The 25,045-nt window shown below is 38.9% G+C and carries 14 protein-coding genes; 1 reads left to right on the top strand and 13 read right to left on the bottom strand.

The features are described 5' to 3' along the window. Window positions 1-134: 134 nt before the first annotated feature. From OQZ33_RS20010 to OQZ33_RS20025, 4 genes are all read right to left on the bottom strand, one after another. Window positions 135-1,241, bottom strand: a complete 1,107-nt coding sequence (locus OQZ33_RS20010; protein ID WP_265801133.1) for a glycosylase — start codon at window positions 1,239-1,241, stop codon at window positions 135-137. Next, a complete protein-coding gene (locus tag OQZ33_RS20015; protein ID WP_265801134.1) occupies window positions 1,234-3,993 on the bottom strand; it encodes a family 78 glycoside hydrolase catalytic domain in 2,760 nt (919 codons plus the stop codon). The genes OQZ33_RS20010 and OQZ33_RS20015 overlap by 8 nt, the downstream gene beginning before the upstream one ends. A 244-nt stretch (window positions 3,994-4,237) precedes the next feature. Next, window positions 4,238-5,779 carry a RagB/SusD family nutrient uptake outer membrane protein gene (locus tag OQZ33_RS20020; RefSeq protein ID WP_265801135.1) on the bottom strand — a complete coding sequence of 514 codons (1,542 nt, stop codon included), beginning with the start codon at window positions 5,777-5,779 and terminating at the stop codon, window positions 4,238-4,240. Between the two features lie 10 nt (window positions 5,780-5,789). Next, window positions 5,790-8,927 carry a SusC/RagA family TonB-linked outer membrane protein gene (locus OQZ33_RS20025; RefSeq protein WP_265801136.1) on the bottom strand — a complete coding sequence of 1,046 codons (3,138 nt, stop codon included), beginning with the start codon at window positions 8,925-8,927 and terminating at the stop codon, window positions 5,790-5,792. 303 nt (window positions 8,928-9,230) lie between these two features. Between OQZ33_RS20025 and OQZ33_RS20030 the strand changes: the two genes are divergently transcribed. Continuing rightward, complete coding sequence (locus tag OQZ33_RS20030) at window positions 9,231-10,001, top strand: IclR family transcriptional regulator (protein WP_265801137.1); 771 nt, start codon at window positions 9,231-9,233, stop codon at window positions 9,999-10,001. Window positions 10,002-10,107: 106 nt separating this feature from the next. Here the strand turns inward: OQZ33_RS20030 and OQZ33_RS20035 are convergent, their stop codons facing one another. The 9 genes from OQZ33_RS20035 to OQZ33_RS20075 form a co-directional block, all read right to left on the bottom strand. Continuing rightward, window positions 10,108-12,273, bottom strand: a complete 2,166-nt coding sequence (locus OQZ33_RS20035) for an amylo-alpha-1,6-glucosidase (RefSeq protein WP_265801138.1) — start codon at window positions 12,271-12,273, stop codon at window positions 10,108-10,110. 56 nt (window positions 12,274-12,329) lie between these two features. Further along, entirely contained in the window at window positions 12,330-13,919 is a 1,590-nt protein-coding gene (locus OQZ33_RS20040; protein ID WP_265801139.1) for a sodium:solute symporter family transporter, read from the bottom strand. Window positions 13,920-14,054: 135 nt separating this feature from the next. Then, the gene (locus OQZ33_RS20045) at window positions 14,055-15,140 is read right to left on the bottom strand and encodes a Gfo/Idh/MocA family protein (protein ID WP_265801140.1); all 1,086 of its coding nucleotides are present in this window, start codon (window positions 15,138-15,140) and stop codon (window positions 14,055-14,057) included. 111 nt (window positions 15,141-15,251) lie between these two features. Further along, on the bottom strand, window positions 15,252-17,756 hold the full coding sequence (locus OQZ33_RS20050) for an L-rhamnose mutarotase (protein ID WP_265801141.1): 2,505 nt from the start codon (window positions 17,754-17,756) through the stop codon (window positions 15,252-15,254). A gap of 3 nt (window positions 17,757-17,759) precedes the next feature. Then, entirely contained in the window at window positions 17,760-18,659 is a 900-nt protein-coding gene (locus tag OQZ33_RS20055; protein ID WP_265801142.1) for a sugar phosphate isomerase/epimerase family protein, read from the bottom strand. Then, the gene (locus tag OQZ33_RS20060) at window positions 18,659-20,146 is read right to left on the bottom strand and encodes an acetylxylan esterase (protein WP_265801143.1); all 1,488 of its coding nucleotides are present in this window, start codon (window positions 20,144-20,146) and stop codon (window positions 18,659-18,661) included. Before OQZ33_RS20060 ends, OQZ33_RS20055 begins: the two co-directional genes overlap by 1 nt. Beyond that, window positions 20,143-21,279, bottom strand: a complete 1,137-nt coding sequence (locus tag OQZ33_RS20065) for a sialidase family protein (RefSeq protein ID WP_265801144.1) — start codon at window positions 21,277-21,279, stop codon at window positions 20,143-20,145. The genes OQZ33_RS20060 and OQZ33_RS20065 overlap by 4 nt, the downstream gene beginning before the upstream one ends. A gap of 61 nt (window positions 21,280-21,340) precedes the next feature. Further along, window positions 21,341-22,021: a DUF3826 domain-containing protein gene (locus OQZ33_RS20070; protein WP_265801145.1), complete on the bottom strand. Its 681-nt coding sequence runs from the start codon at window positions 22,019-22,021 to the stop codon at window positions 21,341-21,343. A 193-nt stretch (window positions 22,022-22,214) separates the two neighbouring features. After that, complete coding sequence (locus tag OQZ33_RS20075; protein WP_265801146.1) at window positions 22,215-24,953, bottom strand: alpha-L-rhamnosidase; 2,739 nt, start codon at window positions 24,951-24,953, stop codon at window positions 22,215-22,217. Between the last annotated feature and the right edge of the window lie 92 nt (window positions 24,954-25,045).

Here is a 25,045-nt window from a genome sequence, read left to right on the forward strand (position 1 = left end):
AATCTGATTCTACAAATGAGATTGCTTCGTACCTCGCAATGACGGTGTTGGTTGATTTTGCCTCGCAATAACGAGACACCGACAACGTCGCTATCAAAAAAACCAAAACCCTAAAATTTTTCAACATCTTCATTCTAATTTTCACCTACAAAGTTCACTTTACTTTTACCTAAATCTTTCGAGGTTGCCACCGCGATTCCGCGTTGATCTTGCTTGTTTACCGCACAATAAAAATGATAAACTATTCCTTTATACTTTAATACGAAAGATTTATGAGCATACAACTCATCATATTTCTCTGATGATTCAATCAAATTATCTCCGGTCCAATCGGTCCAGTTAATTAAATCTTTAGATACCGCAAAACGATTGAATGATCCTTTTCTATCTTGCCAAAAAGCACCAAAATAGAACATCACGTAGTTGGCGCCTATCTTTTGGATTACCGCATCGCCCGTAATTCCAACAGGATGATGTACCACAGGATTTTTGTTGAAACGCTGCCAATGAACCATATCATCTGAAACTGCCATTCCAATTCGTTCATACCAACGTGTTTTTTTATTATTCACCAAAGAATCGCCAACGGCATTATAATACATTACAAAGGGGTGTCCAGTCAACCGTTTTGGGTCTTCAATAACTGTACTTTTGAAGAGTTTGTTTCTATTTTCCCACCAACGAACATCCTTATCCCCCGATGTTAAAACAGGCTTATCCAGCCTACTCCACTCTTGCACGACTGATGGATGATTTTTTGCGTAAGCCATCCCTATTGAAAGTGGTTCTACTTCGTAGCCCTTCTCTTTTCCACCAAAGTACGACATCCAATATTTGCCATCAAACCGGTTTACACCATAGTTTCCACCCCATTTAATATCTAGCAATGCGTTGTAACCCGCTTTCTGATTATCATCCCACAAACCATCGTTGCCAAATGCCATCAATTTGCCTTGATTTTCCCAGTGCAAAAGGTCTTCACTTTTTGCTAACCAGGTTTCGTAACCACGTCCGCTAAAGATAAGATAAGTCATAAACCAGTATTTTCCCTTTCTAAATATAGTCGGGCAATCCATTTTATGGTCATTATCTTGAGGAACCATTACCAGGCCATACTTAAAAGGCGTTTTAACTTCCTGGTATATCTTTTCCATATCTGCCTGAGGAACAGAATTTGCAACCTGAGCTTGCACACTGAATGCCTCAAAAACCAAAAAGAGAATGATGATAAACTTATTCATTTGTACAGATAAACTTATAATGTCCAGAACCTATTGTAATTTTTGCCTTGCCGTTCTCGAAGCTTAAGGCATTCATCTTTGGATTTAACTCATCTGTAATGGTTTGTTTTGTTTTACCTGGAAAGTATATATCAGCTTTCGTATTAACCGGAATATTTACCTCAATCGTAAAGTTTTTGTCAATTTTGTTCCATTGCGTTGCTATTTTCCCGTAAGGAGAATCATAACTTACATTTGCAGAAGTTAAGTCTCCAACTACTTCCGGCTCAATTACAATATGCTTAAAAGCAACTGAATGTTCAGCCTGACGAATACCACCGATGCCGCTGTAAAGCCATTCCATTAAGTGCCCAAGCATAAAATGATTATTCGAAACCGTTGGAAGTGCAGCCCACGATTCTGTTAAAGCGGTTGCACCTTTGGCAATTTGCATTCCATAACCAGGTACGTCAGAGCGGCTATTCATGTCGAAAATCACATCTGATCTTCCTGCCTCTTCTAAAACTCGAAGAACATAGCGGTAGCCGATATCGCCAGCTGTTAAACTGTTTTTCCGATCTCTAATATCCTTTACTAAATTATCAATCACTGCTTTTTTATCCTGATCTGCTACCAACCCCATGTAAATCGCCATGGCATTCGCGGCTTGCGAACCCGTTGCATATTGCTTGGTTTTAGGATCGAAAAACTTATCATTAAAAGATTTTCTTACCTCAACCGCCAATTTTGAATAACTTAAAGCATCTGCTTTTTTACCCAGAAGTATAGCCATTTTTTCTAAAATTTTTAAGTCGTAATAATAGATCGCCGTGCCGGTAACCCCCATTGGAGTGAGTTGAGAAACACCTGGAGGTTTTGGCCCTAAATCATACCAATCTCCCAAACCTTGTGATAAAATATGGTTGTTAGCTTTGGTTGCAAGGTAGTTAATGTAGCCTTGCATCATTGGATAATAATCAATCATTGCTTGCTTATCGCCATACCATTGATATAAATACCAGGGAAGTAGAATGCCACTGCTTCCCCACTCTGGAGAATCGCGGAACATATCGCCTCCCCATTCAAATTTCACATATTCTGGCGCAATTTCTGGAATAAGGCCGTTAGGCAATTGCGAATTCCTCATATCCTCCAGGGCTTTTTTGAATAGTGGCGCCGCAGCGTAGTTGTAGCCTACGGAATTACCCATTAAATGCAATTGCTCTAACCATCCAAGTTTTTCGCGATGCGGACAATCGGTAAAAACACTCACCATGTTGCTTTTGATCGACCAATCAATCAACTTAAAGGTTTTATTAAAAAGGTCGTTTGATGTATTGAATTCTCCCACCTGTTCTGCAGCATTTCGAACATGATAGGCTCTTATATTTAAAATTGCAGTTTTATTTGGATCATTTTCCGTGTAGAAGGGGTTAGCGCCTTTCACTTGCAAATATCTAAATCCGGTGTAGAAGAACTTTGGTCTCCATATTTCAATTCCATCACCTTTTAAGATGTAGGTAAAGTAAGATGGGCCACCGATATTTTTTTGCGTCACCGAGCCATCTTCTTTAATTAACTCTGCTGGTGTAATGCGAATAGTATCGCCTTTTTTACCGCGAACTTTCAATTCTATTATCGATGATGAATTCTGCCTCATATCGTAAACCCATTCACCGTTAGGAACACGAGTAGTTTTTATAGAAGAGGTATATTCAAAAACTTTTACAGGATCTTCGTTTTGGGCATTTAATTTCGGTCCATCGACCAACAAAGCCGATTTCCATTGCTGATCATCAAATCCTGCTACATTCCAGTTTTTTTGCTCGAGGTTTGCGTTGTAATCTTCACCGCCATAAATACTTGAAAATGTAACCGGTGAAGGAGCCGTTCTCCAACTCTGGTTACTGATGATATTTGCAGAAGTACCGTCTGTATATTCAACCAAAACACGGCAAATCACTTTCGGATAACCATAAGCTACCTTTAGTTTTCTATATCGTTCTTTAACCGGAGGAACATAATAAAAACCATTTCCAAGCATTACACCAACAGCATTTTGCCCTTTTTTAATCTGTTTGGTTACATCGTAAGTAACATACAGTGCTTCTTTATCGTATTTCGTCCATCCCGGCGCAAGAAAATCATCGCCAACCTTTTCGCCGTTTAAACTCATTTCGAAATGACCTAAACCCGAAATAAAAGCCGTTGCTTTTTTTATGGTTTTAGTAACAAAGAAATCTTTACGGAACATTGGCAGTACATTGGTCCCGTTATATTTATCTTTTTTACCATCGACAGGTAAAACATTGATGTTCGAATCTGCCAGTTTTTCGTACGCAATCCATTTTGCGCCCTTCCAATCCTCAATATTTAGCAAACCCATTTGCCAATAAGCAGTGGCGCTCCAGGGAGATACATTTCCAAAATTATCCCATACCTTAACTTTCCAATAATAGGTTTTGGTTGATAAAAGTTTAGCGCCTTGATATTCTATCTGAATGGATTGTGCAGAATTTACTTTCCGGGTATCCCAAACATCGCCAATATTTTGATTCAACTTTGTAATGCTGCTCGAAACCAGAACCTGGTATGCTGCCTGCGTCACATTTCGTTGATCAGATTGTAATTTCCAACTTAGGCTTGGCGAAGTAAAATCTACTCCGATCGGATTATTACGATAGCCTAAACTTAGACGAGCAACCGTAATTTCTTCCGCGTACAGCGAAAAACTAAATAAGAATAGCCAGGAAAAGATGAATAGTTTGCTCATTAAATAACTTACATCTTTTGGATGTTTTACCTAGGTTTATAATTGGTTATCAGCTTCAAAAACAACAAAAGAAATTAATTCTTTATGTCAACATTCAGGTTTATAGTTAAACGTTAAACCTAGTTACGCTACTAATTCAAATATAAATAATTTTTTTAAATATGAAAAGTGATAACGTTGTAATAATTCTGTAGCGAAATAAGTAGCAGCAGCTAATTATTAATACTTAGCTGCTGCTGGTAATTTAATAATTTGGATTTTGAATCAATTTCGGATTATTATCTAGTTCTGATGATGGAAATGGCAATACATAATTTTTGGTCTCAAAAATCAATGCTGTTCCGGCTGGTGTGCGCAAAGTAGGCAATTTTATATGCGCAATATTCCATCGTTTTAAATCATTATAACGCTGGCCTTCAAGCGCAAATTCAATTCTTCTTTCATGGCGGATATAATTTCTAAGCAAAGCCTGGGTATTATATTTCGTTTGATCAGTAGCTGGCATTGCTATACCGATACGTTGTCTCACATCATTAATTGCTTTATAAACTGTAGCGTCGGGGCCACTAACTTCATTTTGCGCTTCGGCATACATTAACAATATATCAGCATATCGTAAATGAATGTAATCCTGATCAGTTAATGTAGCAGTTCCAGAGGTAATTGGCGCTCTTGATAAATCGACATATTTTTCCATTAAAAACCCGGTAAAAGATTGTGCAAATCCATTCCAAATTACATTTGATGTATTTCTCCAAATTTCATCAGGGAGTTTCATGGTTAAATTTAGCCGGGGATCGCGATTATTGTAGGGATTTGCAGCACTAAAAAGAGGTGATTCTGCACTTGGTTTTCCATCTGTCATTTCGTAATCATCGGCTAAATCTTTATAAGGTTGAATGAGAGAAAACCATCCCAATTCAATGTCCATACCACCTGCGCCAGGAGAAGTTCTTTGCGGATTGGTTGGCGCAAGGTACTGGGTAGAAAACATAATTTCGGTATTTACAGCTGCCGTAGCTTGTCCGCTTGTTTTAAATAACGCTGCATAATTATTAGAAAGTGCAAATTTATTGTCAGTCATAATTTCTTTTAAAACCGGAATAGCTTCTGCCCATTTTTGCTGGGTAATTAAAACTCTGGCTTTAATACCTTGTGCACTCCCCTTTACTGCATGACCATTATATTTATCATTTGGAAGATTAGCAATAGCAAAGTCTAGATCTTGTTGTATAAAAGCATAAACCTGCTCTTTTGTACTCTTCGGAATTTTTACATCCTCAACAGTTTTTGGGTAATGCTCATTAATTGGCACACCTCCAAAATTCTGCACCAAATCAAAATAAGCTAAAGCCCTTATAAAACGAACTTCCGCTTTATAAACATTCTTCTTTGCTTCTGTTACAGGGGCCCGATCTACATTATCTAAAAAATAATTACAAGAAGTAATTGCTCTGTATGGAGATGAATAAAGATTTGGTAAAACGCCACTTAATCCTGGCGAAATACTTCCAGTTGTCATTTCAAGCAAATTTGCTTGATTGGTATTTTGATATGGAAAAGCATTATCGCTTAATGCATCTAGATATACTCTTTCGTAACCCAAAAAATTTTGCTGTAAGCGAGAATACACGCCAGCCAAAGCAGTTTGCACATCAGTTTCTGAACCCCAAAAGATTTCAGAAGAAACACTGTTTAATGGATTTTTATCTAAAAAATCTTTTTTGCATGATCCGAATGTTAGTAATCCGAACACAAAACACAATATTATATTTTTATTTTTCATGAGATATCTCTTAGAATTTAACATTTAAGCCAACATTAAAAATTTGCGTTTGCGGATATTGCGCCAGATTTCCAGTAGAACTGGCTCTCTCCGGATCTCCTCCTTCGTACTTTGTAATGGTGAATAGGTTATCGGCAGATACGTAAACACCTAAGCTTTTGATTCCGATTTTAGAAATAGCACTAACCGGTACATCGAAACCAAGCATTACATTTTTAAGTCGTAAATAAGATGCATCTTGCAAATAGTAAGTTGATGCCGCATAAGGTGCCACTCCGCTATAACCAGCAACATAAATGGCAGGCACCGTATTACTTCTGTTTTCTGGTGTCCAAGCATTTAAAAACTTTGTAGTTGGTGCTGTACCTTGTTGAAAAGGGTCGACACCCCAGTTATTTACACGGTTTTTTATACCCTCAACTCCTTGAAAAAATGCACTGAAACTAAATCTTTTATAACCTAAATTTAGACCGAAAGAATAGTTAAAATCAGGATAAGCACCATCTACCACTATTCTATCGTTTGCGTTTACGATTCCATCACCGTTTACATCCTTCATTTTTAAATCTCCCGCTTTCGGACTACGATTTAGCTCATGTACAGGTACACTTGGGTTACCAATATCTTCAACCTGGAAAATACCATCCCATTGATATAAATAGAATGAAGAGTAAGGTAATCCAACTTCGTTAATGGTACTGCCTTTTGCTGGTGTTCTCAGTTCTATCACTTTATTTTTAGCAGTAGAAATTAGCGCATTTAAGCTATAAGTAAATTCGCCGATTTTGTTTTGGTGCGTTAAAGCCAGCTCAACACCCTGGCTTCTCATTTTTCCATCGTTAACGGTTGAGGCACCTAAACCTAAACTTAATGGTACGGTTGGTCTGGCTAAAATATCGAAAGTAGAACGTCTGAACCAATCGAAGGTTGCTCCAAAAAGACCATTTTTAATATTGAGATCAAAACCAACATCTATACTTCTGGTTGATTCCCATCTTAAACTAACATCTTTGAAATCATTAATCACACCACCTTGTTGCAGTGCGCTATTACCGAAAGGATAATTAACGTTATTAATGATAATATTATCTTGATAGAGATAAGTTCCAATATCCTGATTTCCCAGTGTACCGTAAGAAGCCCTGATTTTAAAACTACTTAGCCAGCTTAATTTATCTTTTATAAAGCTTTCTTCAGATACCAGCCATCCGGCAGAAAAGGATGGAAATACGCCCCAGCGGTAATCTGGCGAAACTTTCGATGTTCCATCGTAACGTAAGTTAGCCTCCAATAGATATTTCCCTTTAAAATCGTAGTTAATTCTTCCGAATAATGATCTCATACCCCATTCTGATGGTGCGGCTAAAGACGGTAACCTCGGATGTGTAAAATATAAAGATTCTCCTGATGCAGAATAACCTGTAAGATCTTCCAGAATAGGTGCTACAGAGTTAATTCTTCTGCCTCTTAAATTTTGATTTCTATAGGACAACTGTTCAAAACCCGCTAAAGCTTTAAGGTTATGCCCTGTACCCAAGGTTTTTTCGTAGGTTAATGTGGAGTATACAGTTGGATTTAAAACCTTCGAATACTGATCGGTAACGCCTAAAATATCAGGACCGAAAGAGTTTGCAACATATTCATTGGTTAAAGGTGCTCTATCTTGTAAGAGAAAGGCAGAGTAAGGATGCTGATACATTTTGTAATACTCATCAACATAATTTATTGCAACTTTTGAACTCCAGGTTAAACCTTCAAAAGGTTTAATATCGATATACGCCTGGGCATTCACATTATACTCTTTGGTCGTTTGTTCTCCCATGGCGTAAGCTTCTTGTGGGTTACGGTTTCTGCCTTCGTTTGCATAAGCTCTCGAAACTACCCTACCGCTACCATCAGGTAAAAACGGGCCATAAAGCGGGCCTGCAGCATACACTAGCAAGGCCATGTTTTCGCCAGTAAAAGGTGGTTCCTTGCGGTCTTTATAAGTCATGTTGATAATTGTACCAACGCTGATGCTTTTGGTTAGGTTGTTATTATAGTTTAGCAATGCATTGTAGCGTTTAAATTTATAACCTTTAAAAACTGCATTCTGATCTAAATAACCTGCTGAAATATTGAAAGTGCTTTTATCACTTCCGCCAGAGATTGAAAGGTTATGCTGCATTACATTAGCAGGATTAATATAGTAATCCAGATTATCAAAATCAGGATATTGCGCTTTATCTGGCGAGTTACGATATAAATCTATATCTGCCTGTGGGTATCTGAAAGCGATACCGGAGCGGGCTGCTGCTGTATTATACATTTCCATGTATTGGGCAGAATTCGTAATTAAATCGGGTAGTGCTGTAGGGGTATGTCTGGCGAAATTGGCCCGGTAGCTAAACACCGTTTCACCTCGTTTACCTTTTTTAGTAGTTACTAATATTACTCCGTTGGCAGCCCTTGCGCCGTAAATTGCAGCAGATGATGCATCTTTTAATACGGTAACATTCTCAATATCATCAGGAGATAAATTATTGAAGGAACCCGCCACACCATCAATTAAAACTAGTGGATCCGTGCTTCCGCCATAGGTAGAACGCCCTCTGATTAAAAAATTCGGGTTATCTCTTCCTGGTTCGCCCGAGGGTTGCGTTACCTGAACGCCAGTTATACGACCCTGAATTAAATTTGCTGCATTTGGAGCTGGTCTTTCAGTGAGTGTTTTTCCGCTAACTGTAGCTACAGCACCTGTTAAATTTATTTTCTTTTGTGTGCCATAACCCACAACAATTACATCCTCTAAGTCGTTTTGCTCTTCGGCAAGCGCTAAATTGACAGTTGTACGGTTATTTACCGCCACCTCCTGAACGGTAAAACCCACGAAAGAAAAAATTAAAGTTACATTACCCGAAGGGGCAGAAATGGAATACTTTCCATCGGTATCGGTTGTTGCACCAATGTCGGTACCTTTCACTTTCACACTCACGCCGGGTAAAGTTTCTCCTTTTTGTGAGGAAACCACTCCTTTGATAATAAATTTACTTGGTAAGGTTTGGGCAAATCCAGTTGTCGCGATAACCATGAGGATGGTTAAAATTTTTGCGATTAAAACATGGCGTAGCCTAAACAAGCAATAGCTTTTGCAGTTAATTAGGTTCATAATCGAATTTATTTGGTTAGGTTTTTTTTTGATAATTGATTAGCAATTACCTTGATTGTTTTTTAAAAAAAATAGGAAGATTTTTTAGGGTAAATATTTGGTTAATAATTTTACGGTTAATCGAATACTGAAAGTGCTCAACGGTTAGTGCTGAGCTCAAATCTCATATCTATCTTTTTAATATCTGATTAACTCAAATATAAATATTTATTTCATATATAAAAACAATTTTTATACTATAACTCCTTTTGATTTTTAATTTTTATTTGCTTCAAATTATTAAGTTTGTTTAAATTACTTTCAATGAATAACGATACGAAATACCAGGCCCCTGCATTAGATAAGGGATTAGACATACTTGAACATCTTTCTGCGCAGTCCATCCCCCTTTCACAAACTGAAATTGCCATTGGCATTGAAAAAACGCCGAATGAAATTTACCGGATGTTAATGAGTTTGGAGAGTCGTGGATATATTTTACGTGATGAAGTTTCCGGAAAGTACAGGCTTTCACTAAAGCTGTTTTACCTTTCGCACAGGCATTCGCCAATGGACGAGTTGCGCAAAGCAGCGCAATTTCCATTAGAAGAACTGGCCAATACCATTCGCCAATCTTGCCACTTAAGTATCTTGTATATGAACCAGGTGATGGTGATTATCCATGCAAAAAGTCCGGGGCCTATTGCCCTATCTATTGAAGAAGGAAATTTGTTCCCCTTGCCATTAACGGCATCAGGAAAGGTTTTGCTGGCCTATATGCCCGATATTGAAAAGCGAACAACTTTAAGAAATAATTCAATCTTTAAGAAATATAGCAAAGCGCAGCAAGAAGATTTCATGCTTTCGCTCGACGACATTAAGAAAACTGGTTCTTATTTTAAAAACAGTGATTCCGTTTCGGGTGTAACGGATATTTCTATTCCGATTGGCGTAGATAGCAACAATGGTATTATTGCCTGTTTAACTATTTCGATGTTAAATGCTTTGAATAATGATAAGGCGATTGGAAATGATATCATTCTTGCGGAAGCAAATAAGTGTGTTAAAAAGATTGAGCAAAGAATTGGAGTGTAAACTCTTTTAAAAGTCGTCATTGGCTCGAAGCAATCCTACTTGGATTGGATAACAACCGCATTAAGATTGCTTCGTGCCTCGCAGTGACGAAAAACAAAAACATACATTATCCAGAATATTTCACACTATAATCTCTCCCTTTCTCAATCGTTATCTCATAAACACCTTTCGAAACTTCCTTAACTTCTGCACCTTTTACCACAGGCTTGGTTTTGCTGCCTATTCTTAATTTTCCTGTTCCCACGGCAGACGAAATTTTAATTTCTTTTTTACTGCAGTACAAGGAGACATCGCCATTAGCAGTCGGTACCTTTCCCTCCATCCATTCTAAGCCACCTAAATTTGGCGTGATAGTGTAAGTTTCATAACCCGGTGTAGTGGGTTCAACACCCAAATAATACTTGCCCAATAAATAGATCGGACTAGCGCCCCAGGCATGGCAAAGGCTTTTTCCAAATGGCCTGCCATACATTTCTAAATGCTCTGCTCCTTTTTTATCTGGATTATATTCTTCCCAAAAAGACGTTGCACCGAGCTTCAACATTCCACCCCAATAACTTTTCATTTCTTTTAAAACGTAGCTTTGTTCACCCATGGCACAAAGAGCTTCAAGTTCGTAGAAACGCATGTAAGGGGTGGTAATTTTTGCGACCTTATCGTTGAGGAGTACATTCTTTTTCACACCAAGTTTTTGTTCAGGCGTAAAATAATCGAAAAAGATTCCAAACATATTGGCGTAACGCGTTACATTATCCGTTTGCTTACCATCTATCCTACTGTGAACCAAGGCGTTTTTATTTTGGTTCCAATACAACTCAAATATTTTAGCTTTTAACTCTTTTGCTTGTTGATCGTATTTTGTAGCACCTTCAGTATCATTGGCCAGTTTGGCGCATAAAGCCATCGTTTCTAAGCTTCGGGCATATAATAACTGTTCGAAACTTACTTCACCATCTTTACTCAGTTTGTCTGCCCAATCAATAAAAATCCAATCGCCTGGCATCCATTCCAGCAAACCATCTTTATTTTTTCTTCCATCGATATACGTCATTAAAGACTGCATACGAGGATAAATATCCTGCACAAATTTTTGATCACCTGTAAATTTATAGTAATCATAAATCCCTAAAAACCAATAGAAAGAGTAATCCATTATGGTATTGATGTGGGCAGTAACCGGATCTTTTCCACGTTGTGCCAACAAGGTTCTTTTTACTGTTGGTGCATCAAAAAACGAATAATAATTCATTAGATAACTCTGGTAGGCATCACCACTCCAAACCCAACGGTCGCGTTTAATTCCATCGATAAAAAATTCACGGGTATTCAAGTGAAAGGTGTATTTAGCCACATCGTAAATTTTATTCAGTTCGGCATCAGATGATTTAAAACTCCCTCTTTCGGTTACAGGTGCGTACTCGTAAAGCATGGAGATGGAATCAATAGTCACATTTCCACTGGTTTGGCGATTTACGTATCTGAATGCTTTCGAAAGTGGCATTACCGAATCTTTCTTTTGCGCTATATCAATATCTAGATAATCCAACGTTTCACATTTTTCTTCTGATGAAGCCTCTTCAGGCGATTCGCCATAGTATAAACTCAAACGCCCCTTGCCTTTCAGGCCATGTACTTTAATGAAACCAAATGTTTCCCCGCCAAAATCAAGCAATTCGCCGCCATCGTTTTTCTTCTTCGAGATTGCAAACATTGGTTTCACTGGCAATTTAAATTGCGATGGCATCTGATTGGGATCATTCAAATTCCATGAACCTGCCGAAACGAATGTCGTTCCTGATTTGTCGGAAACTTTTCCGCTTTGATCAATCCATTCCTTATCTTCAAAAGTTGACAACCAGGTTTCATCTGAAACAATTGTTTTCCCTTTAACAAAAATCGCCGGAACATGTGCCTGATTGTAAACTTTAAGGCTTAATTTATGCTTCCCGGCAGGAATTTGGATGGTTTTAGGAAAACCAGAAATGGCCTGTCCGTCGATCTTAACATTATAAGTTCCTTCTACAAAAAGCTTAACTTCTTCAGGTTGAGAAAGGTTAAATTCCTTATGAAAATCTACCAGAACATAGTGGCTATCCATTTTCCAAAAGACTGGAAAAAACGACCCCCGTTCGGTTCTACGGTTTTGCATCACATTGCTCATGTAGATATCAAAGTCACCCGGATACCAAATCCATGAGGCTTTTTGGGCTAAAGCTGGCATCACAAAACAGCTTAAAAGGCCCAGAATAATTATTTTTTTAAAGTTTTTCATAATATGTATTGTTTGCTCGATACCAGTTCTTGTAATCATCGGATCTCAGACTTCTTTTAATGTCCGTTAAAGAAAATATAAAGTATAACCATGACAATGGCCAATGCACCAAAAGATATCCACACCCTTCGACTTGGCTTTTCGATATTTGCCTGATGTGATTCATTTACGATGTAAACAGATGGTGAACGATCTGCAAGAGAAATAATAATCGACAAAATCATCAGCAATGCAAAAATCAGGAAGGACAAAACCAGATAATGTGGCCAGAATGTATATTCAGACGATGGCAAGATCCACAGGTAACAAACGCCTATACCTAAACTTATGATTGACCCAATTGAAAGTGTGAAATTAACAGCCTTTCTAGTGGTTCTTTTCCAAAATACTGTTGATAAAAACACTACAGACAATGGTGGAGCAATGAAACCTAAAACGGCCTGAAAAACATCGAACAATTTCAAGCCCTGAATATTATCTATTGCTAATGCAACCAGTATGGCAAAAATGCAACCTGCAACTACTGTTAACCTGCCGGTTTTAATAATTTCTTTTGTTGTAGCATTGGGGTTAATTTTTTTCACATACACATCCATGGTAAAAACAGTACTTAAAGAATTAAGGCAAGATCCAATCGTACCTACCAAAACCGCTATGAGTACCACGATTACCAGGCCATTCATTCCCGGAGGAAACAAATTGGTGACCATCGTCATGTATGCCATATCTGCATTACCCAAATTAGGATATAAGACGTAACACAAAATCCCGGTGAGAATAAAAAGTGGTAAAGAAAGTATTTTAAGCCAGCCAATAAAACTCACGCCTAACTGTCCCTGTTCTAAATTCTTGGCTCCAAGTACCGATTGAACCATCGATTGATCGGTGCAGAAGAAAGCCACAGCAGAAACAGGATAACCCAGCAGAATGGCATACCATGGATATTGTGGATCGCTTCCAGGCTGAACGAGGTTCCAGAAGTTCTTTGGTGTTTTTTGGTATAGTGCACTTATTCCTCCAACTTTCTCCAAACCTAAATAAGTAAGTGCAAATGAAACGCATATCAGTAAAATCATTTGAAAAACGTTTACTTTGGCGATAGCTTTAAGTCCTCCAAAAAATGCGAACAGGCCAGCAAAAGCTACTAAAACGGTAACCGATTGCCACATCGGAACGCCCAAAATCTGCCTCACCAAAACACCACCAGCAAACAAACCCAATGATAGCCACGAAATTAAAATTTTAATCAGGGCATACCACGCAAGTATATTTTGTGTTGAATCGCCGTAACGGTTGCCCATAAATTCGGGCATGGTACTTACTTTAGCCGCCAGATATTTTGGGGCAAATACAATGGCAAGCAAGAATAAGAAGATAAAGGCATACCACTCAAAATTAACCGCCACAATGCCTGTAGAATAACCAATACTTGCAAACGCAACCAACATGGATGGACCAACATTTGTGCCCCACATGTTAAAACCAATACTGGACCAATTGAGTGATTTGTTGGCCAGGAACAAGTTTTCATCTTCGTTTTTCTTCTTCGAGAAACTTGCCCTATAACCGATAATAATTAAAATTACGAGGTAAGCGGCGACGATAAAGTAATCTAAGTTGGTTAAACGTTCTACAATATTTCCCATTAATTTATTTGGTTAGTTTGTTTATTGGTTATTGTTTTTAACTACAGATGCACACAGATAAACACAGATCAAGTTTGTATCCGTGTTTATCCTTTCTACCTGTGATTAATATTATTCCTTTAGCTGTGGAACAAACTACAAGCCAATCGACTCCCTTGTAATATTGTTTGCTTTCAAAATCTCATCAATCTTTACGGGCAAACCGATTTCCATTGATTTATCCATCGCCTGCAATAATGCAACCGTTCCAATTCCCTCCTTCAAATCCGGATATGCCGTAAATTTGTTATTTATACTGTCTGCAAAATAATCGAGATAGTTCTGGTATTCGCCCGCATGATGACTTTGTCCCTCGAAACGGAAATAGTGTTTCAATGTAGCATCACCCCAAGTAATAATTTTTTCTTCACCGGTTTTGGTTGTAACGGAATAACGTAACTCATGGTAATCGGCCTGACTCGCTCCTTCTGTTCCGCGGAGAATGCAACTCATTCCGCTATCGCGACTTGCAGGTTGCGTTGGGCCTGTATATGCACCGCTTACCCTTGCAATTCTTCCATCTTTTGCCTTGAATATAAAATGCATTGTATCTACATTTTTCAATCCCGCTTTTAAGCCGTTGCTGCTCAACATGCCATAACCCATTACTTCTTCAATATCGGGCATATACCAGCGAACGAAATCAACCGGATGACTTAAGCCGCCGTACAACCATTTAAATGATTGTTTTAAGGACCAACCTTTCTCTAAAAACCAACGGTGATCGGCATGGTAATGACTTTCGATAGTAATTAGTTCTCCGATTAGACCTTTATCAAAATCCTTTTTCTGGCGCATTGCAGGTTCGAAAAAACGAGAACTTTGTCCTACAAAAATTTTCTTTCTCGATTTTTTAGCCAATTCTAAAAGTTCATTTGCCTGAGACAGATCATCAATAAAGGGCTTTGTACAAACCACGTGTTTTCCATGTTGCAAGGCCAGTTTAATGTGCTCAAAATGCAAATGATCTGGTGTGTAAATCGCAATCATATCGATTTTATCACTCGTTAACATGTCCTCATAATTGGTAGTCCAATTTTGAAAATCAAATTCCAATGAGCGTTCTTCACAAAGCTTTTTATTCGCATCGCAAATCTGAATGAGCTTAAATTTCTTGCTCGCTAATGATGCAGAAATCGTGCTTCTGCCTTCTCCTAAACCTAAAATCCCTAATCTTAACATGATGATATTTTTTTATTTCTTAAGTCGTCATTGCGAGGTACGAAGCAATCTTAATGCAAAAAATAGCAATAGTTTCGGATTGCTTCGTGCCTCGCAATGACGGTTATTTATCTATTCAATCGGTTTAAAAAACACCCAAACCTCACCGGGCTTTGTTCCTACTATACCTTCCTGGTATTTTTTCATGATGCCATTCCATTCATCCACCTTCGGATTATTTAAAGTTGTTTTCGGATTTAGATCGTCAAGGTTTTTGCCTTTAGGAATACTGATAATTAATATCAGTTGTCTGCCATTTTTAAAAATTGCCAGGCGCTGAAACTCGGCATTGCAAAATCCCTTAGATATCTCCGGCCACTTTTCAAATTGCGTTTTGTGGTAATCCAAATACTCCTTTTGCATCTTTTCATCCTCAACCAAATTGGCTGAAAGAATCACGTTATCCCATTCGGCAACCGGTTTCTCCCCACAATTTTTCTCTCTGTTAAAGTCGTAAAAAATATCGTCATAAAGCTTAACTTCTGTCGCATTTAAGCGTTTCAAAGTTTGCTGTAAACTTTCTACTTTTAAGCTTGAAGTATAAATAACCAATCTATTACTCCATTTATAGATAGCGCTAGTTAACAGATTGTTCTCTTTTGCAAATTCATCCAGAGCTTGGTTTCCCGGTAAATGATCATCTTTAAATATCAATTCAAAAACAACCGTTTTATCTTCCGCCTGATTGATATCGCGATTTAAATACGTGTTTTTCTCTTTGAGCAGATACCTATAGGGTAACTCTAAACCTGCATTTTGTTTGATGTTTTCAGCAACCTTAGGTCCGTTGTTCTCCCATAAATTTCCCGGCCCGTTCGCATTCTGAAGATATTTTTCAGTAGGCGTCCAATTGTTTTTAATGGTAAAATCAGAAGACCCCTCATCCGTATACAAATAAAACCAGTGATCAGGAAGGTGAGCATAAGGTGCCTTATAAATACTATCGACTACATTTTCGGTAATGAAAGATTCCGGTTGAGCAGAGAGCGTATAAATTCCTGCAACATCATACATGTGTTTGCCATAGTGATGGATTTTGTTTGCGCTGATGGTGTTATTCTTCATCGCATTTTGCGTTCTAGTCCAGCCCCAGCCCATGCTGATGCCTGAATAGGAAACATCGCTAATCTCATTATGGATAATTTTAAGGCCTTTAACATAGCCTGCACCAATGCCAACGGCACCCCAATCTTCATTGGTAACATCTGTAATCAGGTTGTTTTCTATCCTGTCATTCGTTGAAATTTCCCGTTTATCTTTAGGATTGTAAGGCAAATGAACTTCTGTGGCTTCATCAGAAAATATGCCCACCAATATCGCTGAGCCTCCAATATCTTTAAATAAATTGCCTCTAATTAAATTTTCTGATGTTCCTTTTTTGAAGTCTAAACCCGTAGAGGCTAGATGTTGGAAACGGCAGTTTTCAAAGCTAATATGATTGGCAAAATTTACTTCAACAGCTGCTGATGGCCTGCCAACCCAAGCCTGATTTTCTAACGTGGACTTATCTGGAGTTCCGGGTGTTGCAAGTTTATACGCATCGAGCATGTACATACCAGCCTGATGTGGAACATGTCCTTCCCTGGATGGCCTCAGCCAGGTAGCGTGTTCGAATGAAATCCCTTGGAAGCTTACAAAAGAAACCGGATCATCAATTGTTCCTTCAATTTTTAGCAGATTTTCTAATGAAGGGGCCATCACAACTGCCTTTTGCATATTTTCTGATGCCTTCGGCCAATAATAAATTTTATGGTTTTTTAGATCTGCAAACCATTCGCCTGGCTCATCTAAAAACTGGATGGCATTGGATAAATAGAAAGCAGAGTTTCCTGTTTTTTCAGAAATCCAGGGCGCTGGCCAGGGATGTTCGGATTGAATTCTACTTTCAGGCTGCATGAAAGAAAGCTCTACAGCATTACCAATCACTTTAACCGATTTTACCCGAAGATTGGCGATTGCCCACCATTGATGGATTAACATTTCCATACCGGCAATTTTGCTTAAATCCGTGTTTTGTTGAAGCGGTATTCTACAGGTTTGATTTTTTTTATCCCAGGATAAAATTCTACCCATGGCATCTCCATTATAGTTTTTTGCCCGGATCGCCTTAGTTCCATTTACCCAAAGCTGGCGAAATGGCAAATCGCTGACACCGTCGTTAGGAAGGTCAGCAACCCAAATTTTTCCCAGAGACTTTTTTGGTAATCCTGGAACGGCTCCATTGACCTTTTTCCAACCCGCGATTCTAACCCCACCACTTAAAACAACTTTTTCAGTGGCGAAAATCTCTGTGGGGCTACTTTTAGTTCCAGCATCTTCAGGGCGAAGAACGATGGGCTCATGTAATTGATAAATGCCCGCTCCAACGAAAATTTTGATTCCATCTTTCGTAGATGGATCCTTTAAACGCCTCAATTCCCGGGCTTTCCTAATTGCAGCACGAAGCGTTGCAAGAGGTTGTTCCTTATTTCCATTGTTAGTATCAACACCATTTTTCGCAACATAAATTTCTACTGCAGCAACTTGAAAGTGCAATAAAATCAATAGCAATAAAAAGCTTATACTAATCTGTTTCATAAATTATTTCGCTTGAAAAACGGACTTAAGGTAACTGGTATTGGCACTAAAATTATATTTCACATTTGTAGGTTGGCTTGCATCTCTGCTTCTCTCAACAACCAGCCATCCGCTCCAACCCATATCATCCAGCGTTGCCCTTACCTGCTTTAAATCAATCTTTGAATCATTCTGTAACCAAACTCCATCGTCATTTGTAGCATGGATTTGAACGATATTTTTTCTGCCCAGTATTCTCAATTCCTGCTGTAAATCTCTCCCATTTTTAATCGGGTTGGAAAAATTGAAATAACTTTTAATGTATTTGCATCCAATATCTTTAAGTAATTTGAGTTCCGCTGTGGCCTCAAGAGCTGTCTCAATTCCGATCACAATACCCGCTTTTGCGGCCATCTTGCCAGCAACTTTTAGCCTTCTTACAATAGGTTCGCGCAATTCAGGGTTTCTAACAAGATCGCCCTGAACACCCAGCGGTAAGAATACCACTTTTACGTTCATTGCCTTTGCTGTATCCAAACAATCCTGAATCATTTTTTGATAAGTAGGCCGTGTTGCGAAGGATTGCGCATAGAAACCCGTCATTGCTAAAGAACAAATTTCCAGGTTCAATTCTTCCGCTTTATCAAGGTATTCTTGACGCACTTTCGGGTCGGCCAACTTGTTATCAAAGGTTTCCCTATTCCCGAGACCGCCCATATCGATTTCCAGTCCATCTGCGCCTATCTCTTTTGCAAGAGGCAAAGCACTAATTTTCTGACGCTTCAAAATCATTAAATCAATTACAGCAACTTTGTATTTACCCACTTTTTCGGCAGCTAAAAGTAGCTGATCAGGAATTAATGCGGCGCCCGTTAATAGGACTACGTTGGCGATAAAAGTTCGTCTGTTCTGCTGCATTTGCATTATCTCGTTGCGTTTAAGGGAAATAATTTTTCCAAGTTCTCAAATCCCATCACTGCGTTTTTTGGTAACTTTTCGCCTTTATCTCCAAAAACATACAGGGCATTTTCTTTTTCGATGGTCACTTTGCTTTCATCATATTTCCCTGCTTTATCTTTTACCAAACTGCCATTCAGTTTAAAGTTTTTAATCAGAAAATCGTAGAGGGCAATGCGTTTATTTATCCCAAAATCGTGCTTCTCCGATGGAAGATGAACATTCTCAACCTTGTTGCTCACCCCATAATATCCATACATTTTTTGCAGGTAAGGGAAATCATGTTCGGGTGTGTGGGCCGTCCAATCGCTACCATCTGAAACCAAAAGTTGTGGTCGTGGTGCTGCCATTGCCGCTAACTCTACATTGTCCGTACCGCCACCGCATTGATGAATAGGCATTCCGCTTTCACATGGGCAACCACCGTAAAAATAGGATGACATGGCCACCACAGGTGCACTTAATTTAATTCTATCGTCCATTGCGGTCATTAAAATCGAATGACTTCCAGCTCCCGAACCACCACTAATTCCGATTCTGCTAGTGTCTGTTTCTTTGAGAGAAGAAAAATAATCGAGGATTCTAATTCCGCCCAAAGTTTGTACTGTTTGGGCTAAACTCCGGCGGTGGTCTTCGTATTTAAACTGCAGCATCGATTCGCCCCATGCAAATAAATCGTAGCTGAAAGCCATTGCTCCCATACGTGCAATCGTTGCGCAACGAAGCTGACAATCGGCTCTGTAACGCTGTTTTTCCCAGTGACCATCAGGACTGAGAATTACAGGGATTCTGCCTTTAACATTTAGCGGTTTATAAAGTGATCCATTGATCCAAACCCCAGGCAAAATTTCCAAAGCAATATTTTCTACCGAATAGCCATCAAAAACTCTCTTCGCTGTAGTGATTGGTTTTGAATTCAGTTTTGCTGGCAAAGGGGAGAGTAACAAGGCTTTGTAAAGCTCGGGCTTTATCTCAGCCTTCCGTTTTTCCCAACTGCTTTTGTCGCTGTATTTTTTTGCCAGCGTATCCAGGTAGGCCCAGCCGTCTTTTGGCTCCCATCGGTAATATTCGTATTCTTTCAACTTGTAAACGCCTGGTTTCTCTTTGTTTACCTTCATATCCAAAGGAGCAAGAACGTTTGTTAGTGTTTCATCTACATCAGCACGAAAACGCCATTCTGCATAGTTCAGCCATTTGTCTTTAACCTGTGGTTCAGAATATTTAATCTGAACGTTAAATCGCGTCTGGATTTCTTTTAAAACGTCGACTAATGGTTTTTTGTAAAGGTTATCGGTATTCTGCGTTTGGGCAGATAATTTTGTAAACAACAATAAAAAAATAACAATTCCCATTGTTTTCGCCGATAGCTTAGAACTCTGTGAAACTGATTTAAAAGATTTCTCCATTGCGGTCGAAATGACGGTTGGAATAAATGCAAACTTGCCTACTCTCATGGCTCTTCGTTTTTCGTTTCTGTAATCACCGGTGCTGCATAGCCGTTAAGTTTCGGCCAAACGCCATTCTCAATTTTTTTCAATTTCAACTTAGAAGGATCTACAACCACGTGTTTTATTTTTTGCCTTCTCCAGGTGTAAATGAAATGAAGCATACCATCCGATGTTTGAATTACGGCAGGATAGGAATACTGACTAATCGGTGAATCTTCCAAAATTAAAGCTGCAGACCAGTTTTTTCCATCTCTAGAGACCGAAACGTTTAATGGAGTTCGCGGACCCTTGGCTAAATCGCCAGGAGGCAAAACATGATTGTAAACCAGAACCTGCCGACCATCTTTCATCGTTACTGCATCTGTGCCAGAATTATTATTCGGCAATGAGGTTTTCGTTAAAGGAGACCAGCTTTCGCCGTTATCTTCCGACCATGATTCAACAATAGCCCGGTTCGCTGTTCTGGCTAAAATTTGCAGCTTACCGTTTCCATGTTGTAAAATGCTTGGCTGAATGGCTTTGATGCCATTTTCTGGTAAAGGGCCAACCGTTCTCCATGTTTTGCCATTATCTTTAGTTACCTCAAAGTGGATCTTCCAGCCATCACCTTCCCTACTTGAGGGCGCAAATAGATTTCCATTACTTAGTAAAACAGGTTTGTTTTTCACCGGGCCAATATAACCATCTGGCAATTTGGTAGCATCCGACCAGGTAACTCCGCCGTCTTTCGAAGTTTTCATCAACCCCCACCATTCAGATGGTTTAGGGCCGATTTTATAGAATAAGATTAAGTCTCCTCCCGGAATTTGATATAGAACCGGGTTCCAGGTAGGTAATCTTTTCCCATCGGGTTGAACACCATTGGCCACTGATACCGGCGCTAACCATTTTCCTTCTACAAAACGACTGATGTAAATTTCAACATCAGGGTTCCGCTCTTTTGTTCCTCCGAAATAGGAAGCAACCAAGCCCGTTGGTGTTTCAACAATCGTTGCTGAATGACAGGATGGAAACGGCGCCTGATCGTAGAGGAATTCTTGCTTTACCACCCCTTTTTGCCACTTTTCAACTTGTGCATTGGCACTTAACCCTAATGCTAATGCAATTCCTAGTGTGATGTATATCTTTCTTTTTAACATAGTTTTTTTTTGTTCTGGGGTAAATGGAGAATAGAAAATTCTGAATAGTTTCGAATCCTTTCTATTCCCTATTCCCTGCTTTAGATTTATTCGCTTTCTCTTCTTTTATTTTTTTGGTATAGGCGCTGTAAAGGGCTCTCCAACTGCGACCATTATTGTTTAACATTTGCTCTGACTTGGTTTTGTAAATCTCGAAAATGGCAGAAATCTGTTTCATGTTTTTATAATCGACAGCCTGTTCTCTTGCCTGTTTCATAAAACCCAAAATTTTAGCCTCTTCATCCGCAGTCAAATCCGGAACGATGGCTTTGTAACCTTTCATTGTGAAATCGACTTTACCAATGGTGTATTTGTCTAGAATTACCTCTACTTGTTCTGCAGATAAGTTTTTGTTTAAACCATCCATTAAAGATTGATGAACGGTTGAGGGCATAGCAGAATCGGCAATAATCTGTTTATCAAGATCAGTCAATTTGCTTCCAGTAACCGGATTGATTCCATCTGGAACAGTTGATGAAGGATGGTTGTTATGCCAATCTCTCACAGCCGTTAAATGAACGGCGATAAGGTTTTCTACGGCTGTTTTTTTAGCAGCATCTGTTAGGTTTAATGCTGAAACCCACTCCTTCGCCTTAGTCAGAATTTCTGCATTAGCAATCGCATCCTGTGCTTGGCTGAAGGAAGTGACTGTGGTTAGCAGCATCAACAATATCATTATCGGTTTTAAAATCTTTGTCATCATTCTATTAATTATAGGTTTCTATTTTTAATTGCTCTATCAACTTAGTAATTACGAGCTAAGAAGAATTTTAGCGCATGGCGATCGTTTTAAGATTGCTTCGTGCCCCGCAATGACGATCTGTTTTCTTTTTTATTCTCTTACTTCCTATTCTCCACTCTCTATCTCCCATTTCCTTTTCCCTATTCCCCATCTCCTACTTCCCATCCGCTACAAATTCATAGTCACCCGAACCTATCTCATAAATCGCCCGGTTATTCTCCATTTTAACAAATTTCAAATCTTTTATTGATCTGATCTTTTCCGAAACCTCGCTTTTGCTTTTTGCAGGAATATAAACCATTGCCGTTGTATTTGGCGGAACGCTTAAACTCCAGGTAAAGGTGTTTCCTGTTTTATTATAATTGCTTTTGATCATGCCATAAATTGAATTATAACTGGCATTTACAGTGTTGAGCCCTTCAATCATTTCAGGCTTCATCGTGATCTGTTTAAAAGCAGCACTTTCAGATTTAATCCCTGCAAGGTTTTCATAATACCAAATCAGTAAATCGCCAAGCATCATCACATGGTTTTGCGAATTCATTTTCGGATCTGCTGTATTACCATTCCATAATTCCCAAATAGTAGTGGCACCATTTTCGACCATGTAACCCCAACTTGGATAGCTTTTTTGGGTAGCAACGGTATAGGCGAGATCTGGTCTGCCATAGTCATTCAAACAACGCATTAACCATTGAATCCCCACCAAACCATTACTTAAATGCCCTTTATTGGTCACTTCAACAGTGTGGGTGATATTTCTAAAAACAGTCTCTACCTTATCTTTCGGAACCATGCCAAAGTAAAGCGGAATAATATTATCGGTCAAAGCATTTGTAGCATAATATCCTTGCTGATTATAATACTTTTCATTGAAAGCATTTTTGATCTTCTCTCCCAAAACTTCGTAGGTTTTTACATCGTCCTCCTTACCAATTGCTTTTCCAAATTGTATCATCAGGTTTGTAAAGTGGTAATAATATGCTGTTGAAATCAATTCAGAAGGATATTTTTTATCAGCACTTTTGCCTCGCCCAAATTCAATTGTAATGGGCGGCATACACCAATCGCCGTAACTATCTTTAGTTAAAATATAATCTTTCATGTAGCGATCTTGCATATAAGAAAGCCATTTTTTCATCGCCGGATAATTATCGCGAACAGGAGATACGTCGCCGGTTTGCTTGTAAAGCATCTCTGTTACCAGAAGCATTGCCCCTGGCCAAGTCATGTTATCGCTGTAATAACGCCAGAAAGCAGGCGCAACATCAGGAATTGCACCATCTTCTTTTTGCGAATTTCTAATATCCTGTAACCATTTAGCATAAAACCTGCCATTATCAAACAAGAAATTCTCACCATAAGCTACTGCGCCTCTATCGCCCAACCATGGCATACGCTCGTTGCGTTGCGGACAATCAACCGGAATTCCCTTATAGCTTCCTGCAATTCCCCACCAGGCATTTTTGAATATCTGATTGGTTAAGACATTCGAAGTTTCAAAAGTTCCAACAGTTTTCATATTGTCGTAAACCATTTTACCAACAAAATCATTCACTGATGGTTGGTAACTATATCCCGAAAGTTCTACGAACCTAAAGCCCCTGTAAGTGAACGTGGGCTCCCAGGTTTCGGTTTCCCCACCCTTCAAAGTGTACAAATCTGTACATTTCGCATTGCGAAGATTGGCCGTAAAGAGTTCTCCGTTGTCTTGCAACGACTCAGCAAAACGCATTTTGATTTGCTTCCCTTTTAGTCCTCTAACCTTTATTTGCAACCAACCAACCATGTTTTGCCCCATGTCAAGAATATATCTTCCACCAGAAAGTTTCGAAATTGAAACCGGCTTCAAGGTATTCATCACCTTCATATTCTCATTCATTTGAGCCTCAATCACTCCGCTAGGTTCCTGCACAAATTCCGCTTTCAGCCACTTGCTATCATCAAAACCCACTGTATTCCAACCAGCTGCTTCTTTGGTCGCATCATATTCTTCACCGTCGTATTCGTTATTCGTTCTAATAGGGCCATCGGCAGTACCTTTCCAGCTATTATCAGTATCAATATTTGCCGTGCTCCCGTCTGTATAAACAATGTTGATATTCATCAGCATCTTCGGGAAACCAAATGTTTTTATTTTATAAGGCTTTTCATTCTGGCGCATGGCGAAAAAACGTCCGTTACCCAATATCGCACCAACAGCGTTTTTCCCGTTTTTGATGTAACTGGTTACATCGTAAGTGTTGTACTTTACATTCTTGGTGTAATCAGTTGGGGATGGCGATAGAACGTCGTTTCCCACTTTTTTTCCGTTGATAAAAAGCTCGTACAAACCCAAACCAATGATAGATGCAGTGGCGCTTTTAACCTGCTTGGTATTTTGAAATTCCTTTCTAAAATATCTTGCCGAGAGGCGTGAGTCAGTCTTGATATTATCCCAGGCAAATGCCCTGTCGAAACCGATCCAACCTTTTGGCCAATCTTTGTAGTACAGCAGGCCCATAGAAAAATAATTTGGTGTAGACCACTCGCTTTGACCCGCGCTTGTCCAAACTTTTACCTTCCAAAATGCCTTTGCTCTACTTTTTAATGGCTTTCCATTGTAGCTTATATGAATTGATTCTGCCGTATTAACTTTTTGCGAATCCCATAAATCGCCTTCATTTGCACTTAGTTTTTCTGCAGTTGATGAAACCAATATTTGATAAGCGGTCTGCATTACATTTCGGTCTTTTGAAATAATATGCCATGCAAAACGAGGTTTTTGAACATCGATTCCAAGTGGATTTTCGAGCATTTCGCAGGTTGTATTCTGCAAAGAAACTTGCGCCACCACTTTTGTTAATGGTAGTAACCAAATACTGATTATCGCTATGTAGATTTTAATGTTCATTTATGTTTAATTGGGAAAATAGAGAGTAGAAAATAGGAAATTGATATAAATTTAACGCCTATTTGCAACTCTCCATTAACCATTAGTCATCT

This window comes from Pedobacter sp. MC2016-05, assembly GCF_026239735.1.
In the GTDB taxonomy this organism is placed as follows: domain Bacteria; phylum Bacteroidota; class Bacteroidia; order Sphingobacteriales; family Sphingobacteriaceae; genus Pedobacter.

Bases quoted from the DNA above. Each gene is read 5' to 3' on its own strand.
- OQZ33_RS20010 (WP_265801133.1), bottom strand. From the start codon at position 1,241: ATGAATAAGTTTATCATCATTCTCTTTTTGGTTTTTGAGGCATTCAGT.
- OQZ33_RS20015 (WP_265801134.1), bottom strand. From the start codon at position 3,993: ATGAGCAAACTATTCATCTTTTCCTGGCTATTCTTATTTAGTTTTTCG.
- OQZ33_RS20020 (WP_265801135.1), bottom strand. From the start codon at position 5,779: ATGAAAAATAAAAATATAATATTGTGTTTTGTGTTCGGATTACTAACA.
- OQZ33_RS20025 (WP_265801136.1), bottom strand. From the start codon at position 8,927: ATGAACCTAATTAACTGCAAAAGCTATTGCTTGTTTAGGCTACGCCAT.
- OQZ33_RS20030 (WP_265801137.1), top strand. From the start codon at position 9,231: ATGAATAACGATACGAAATACCAGGCCCCTGCATTAGATAAGGGATTA.
- OQZ33_RS20035 (WP_265801138.1), bottom strand. From the start codon at position 12,273: ATGAAAAACTTTAAAAAAATAATTATTCTGGGCCTTTTAAGCTGTTTT.
- OQZ33_RS20040 (WP_265801139.1), bottom strand. From the start codon at position 13,919: ATGGGAAATATTGTAGAACGTTTAACCAACTTAGATTACTTTATCGTC.
- OQZ33_RS20045 (WP_265801140.1), bottom strand. From the start codon at position 15,140: ATGTTAAGATTAGGGATTTTAGGTTTAGGAGAAGGCAGAAGCACGATT.
- OQZ33_RS20050 (WP_265801141.1), bottom strand. From the start codon at position 17,756: ATGAAACAGATTAGTATAAGCTTTTTATTGCTATTGATTTTATTGCAC.
- OQZ33_RS20055 (WP_265801142.1), bottom strand. From the start codon at position 18,659: ATGCAAATGCAGCAGAACAGACGAACTTTTATCGCCAACGTAGTCCTA.
- OQZ33_RS20060 (WP_265801143.1), bottom strand. From the start codon at position 20,146: ATGAGAGTAGGCAAGTTTGCATTTATTCCAACCGTCATTTCGACCGCA.
- OQZ33_RS20065 (WP_265801144.1), bottom strand. From the start codon at position 21,279: ATGTTAAAAAGAAAGATATACATCACACTAGGAATTGCATTAGCATTA.
- OQZ33_RS20070 (WP_265801145.1), bottom strand. From the start codon at position 22,021: ATGATGACAAAGATTTTAAAACCGATAATGATATTGTTGATGCTGCTA.
- OQZ33_RS20075 (WP_265801146.1), bottom strand. From the start codon at position 24,953: ATGAACATTAAAATCTACATAGCGATAATCAGTATTTGGTTACTACCA.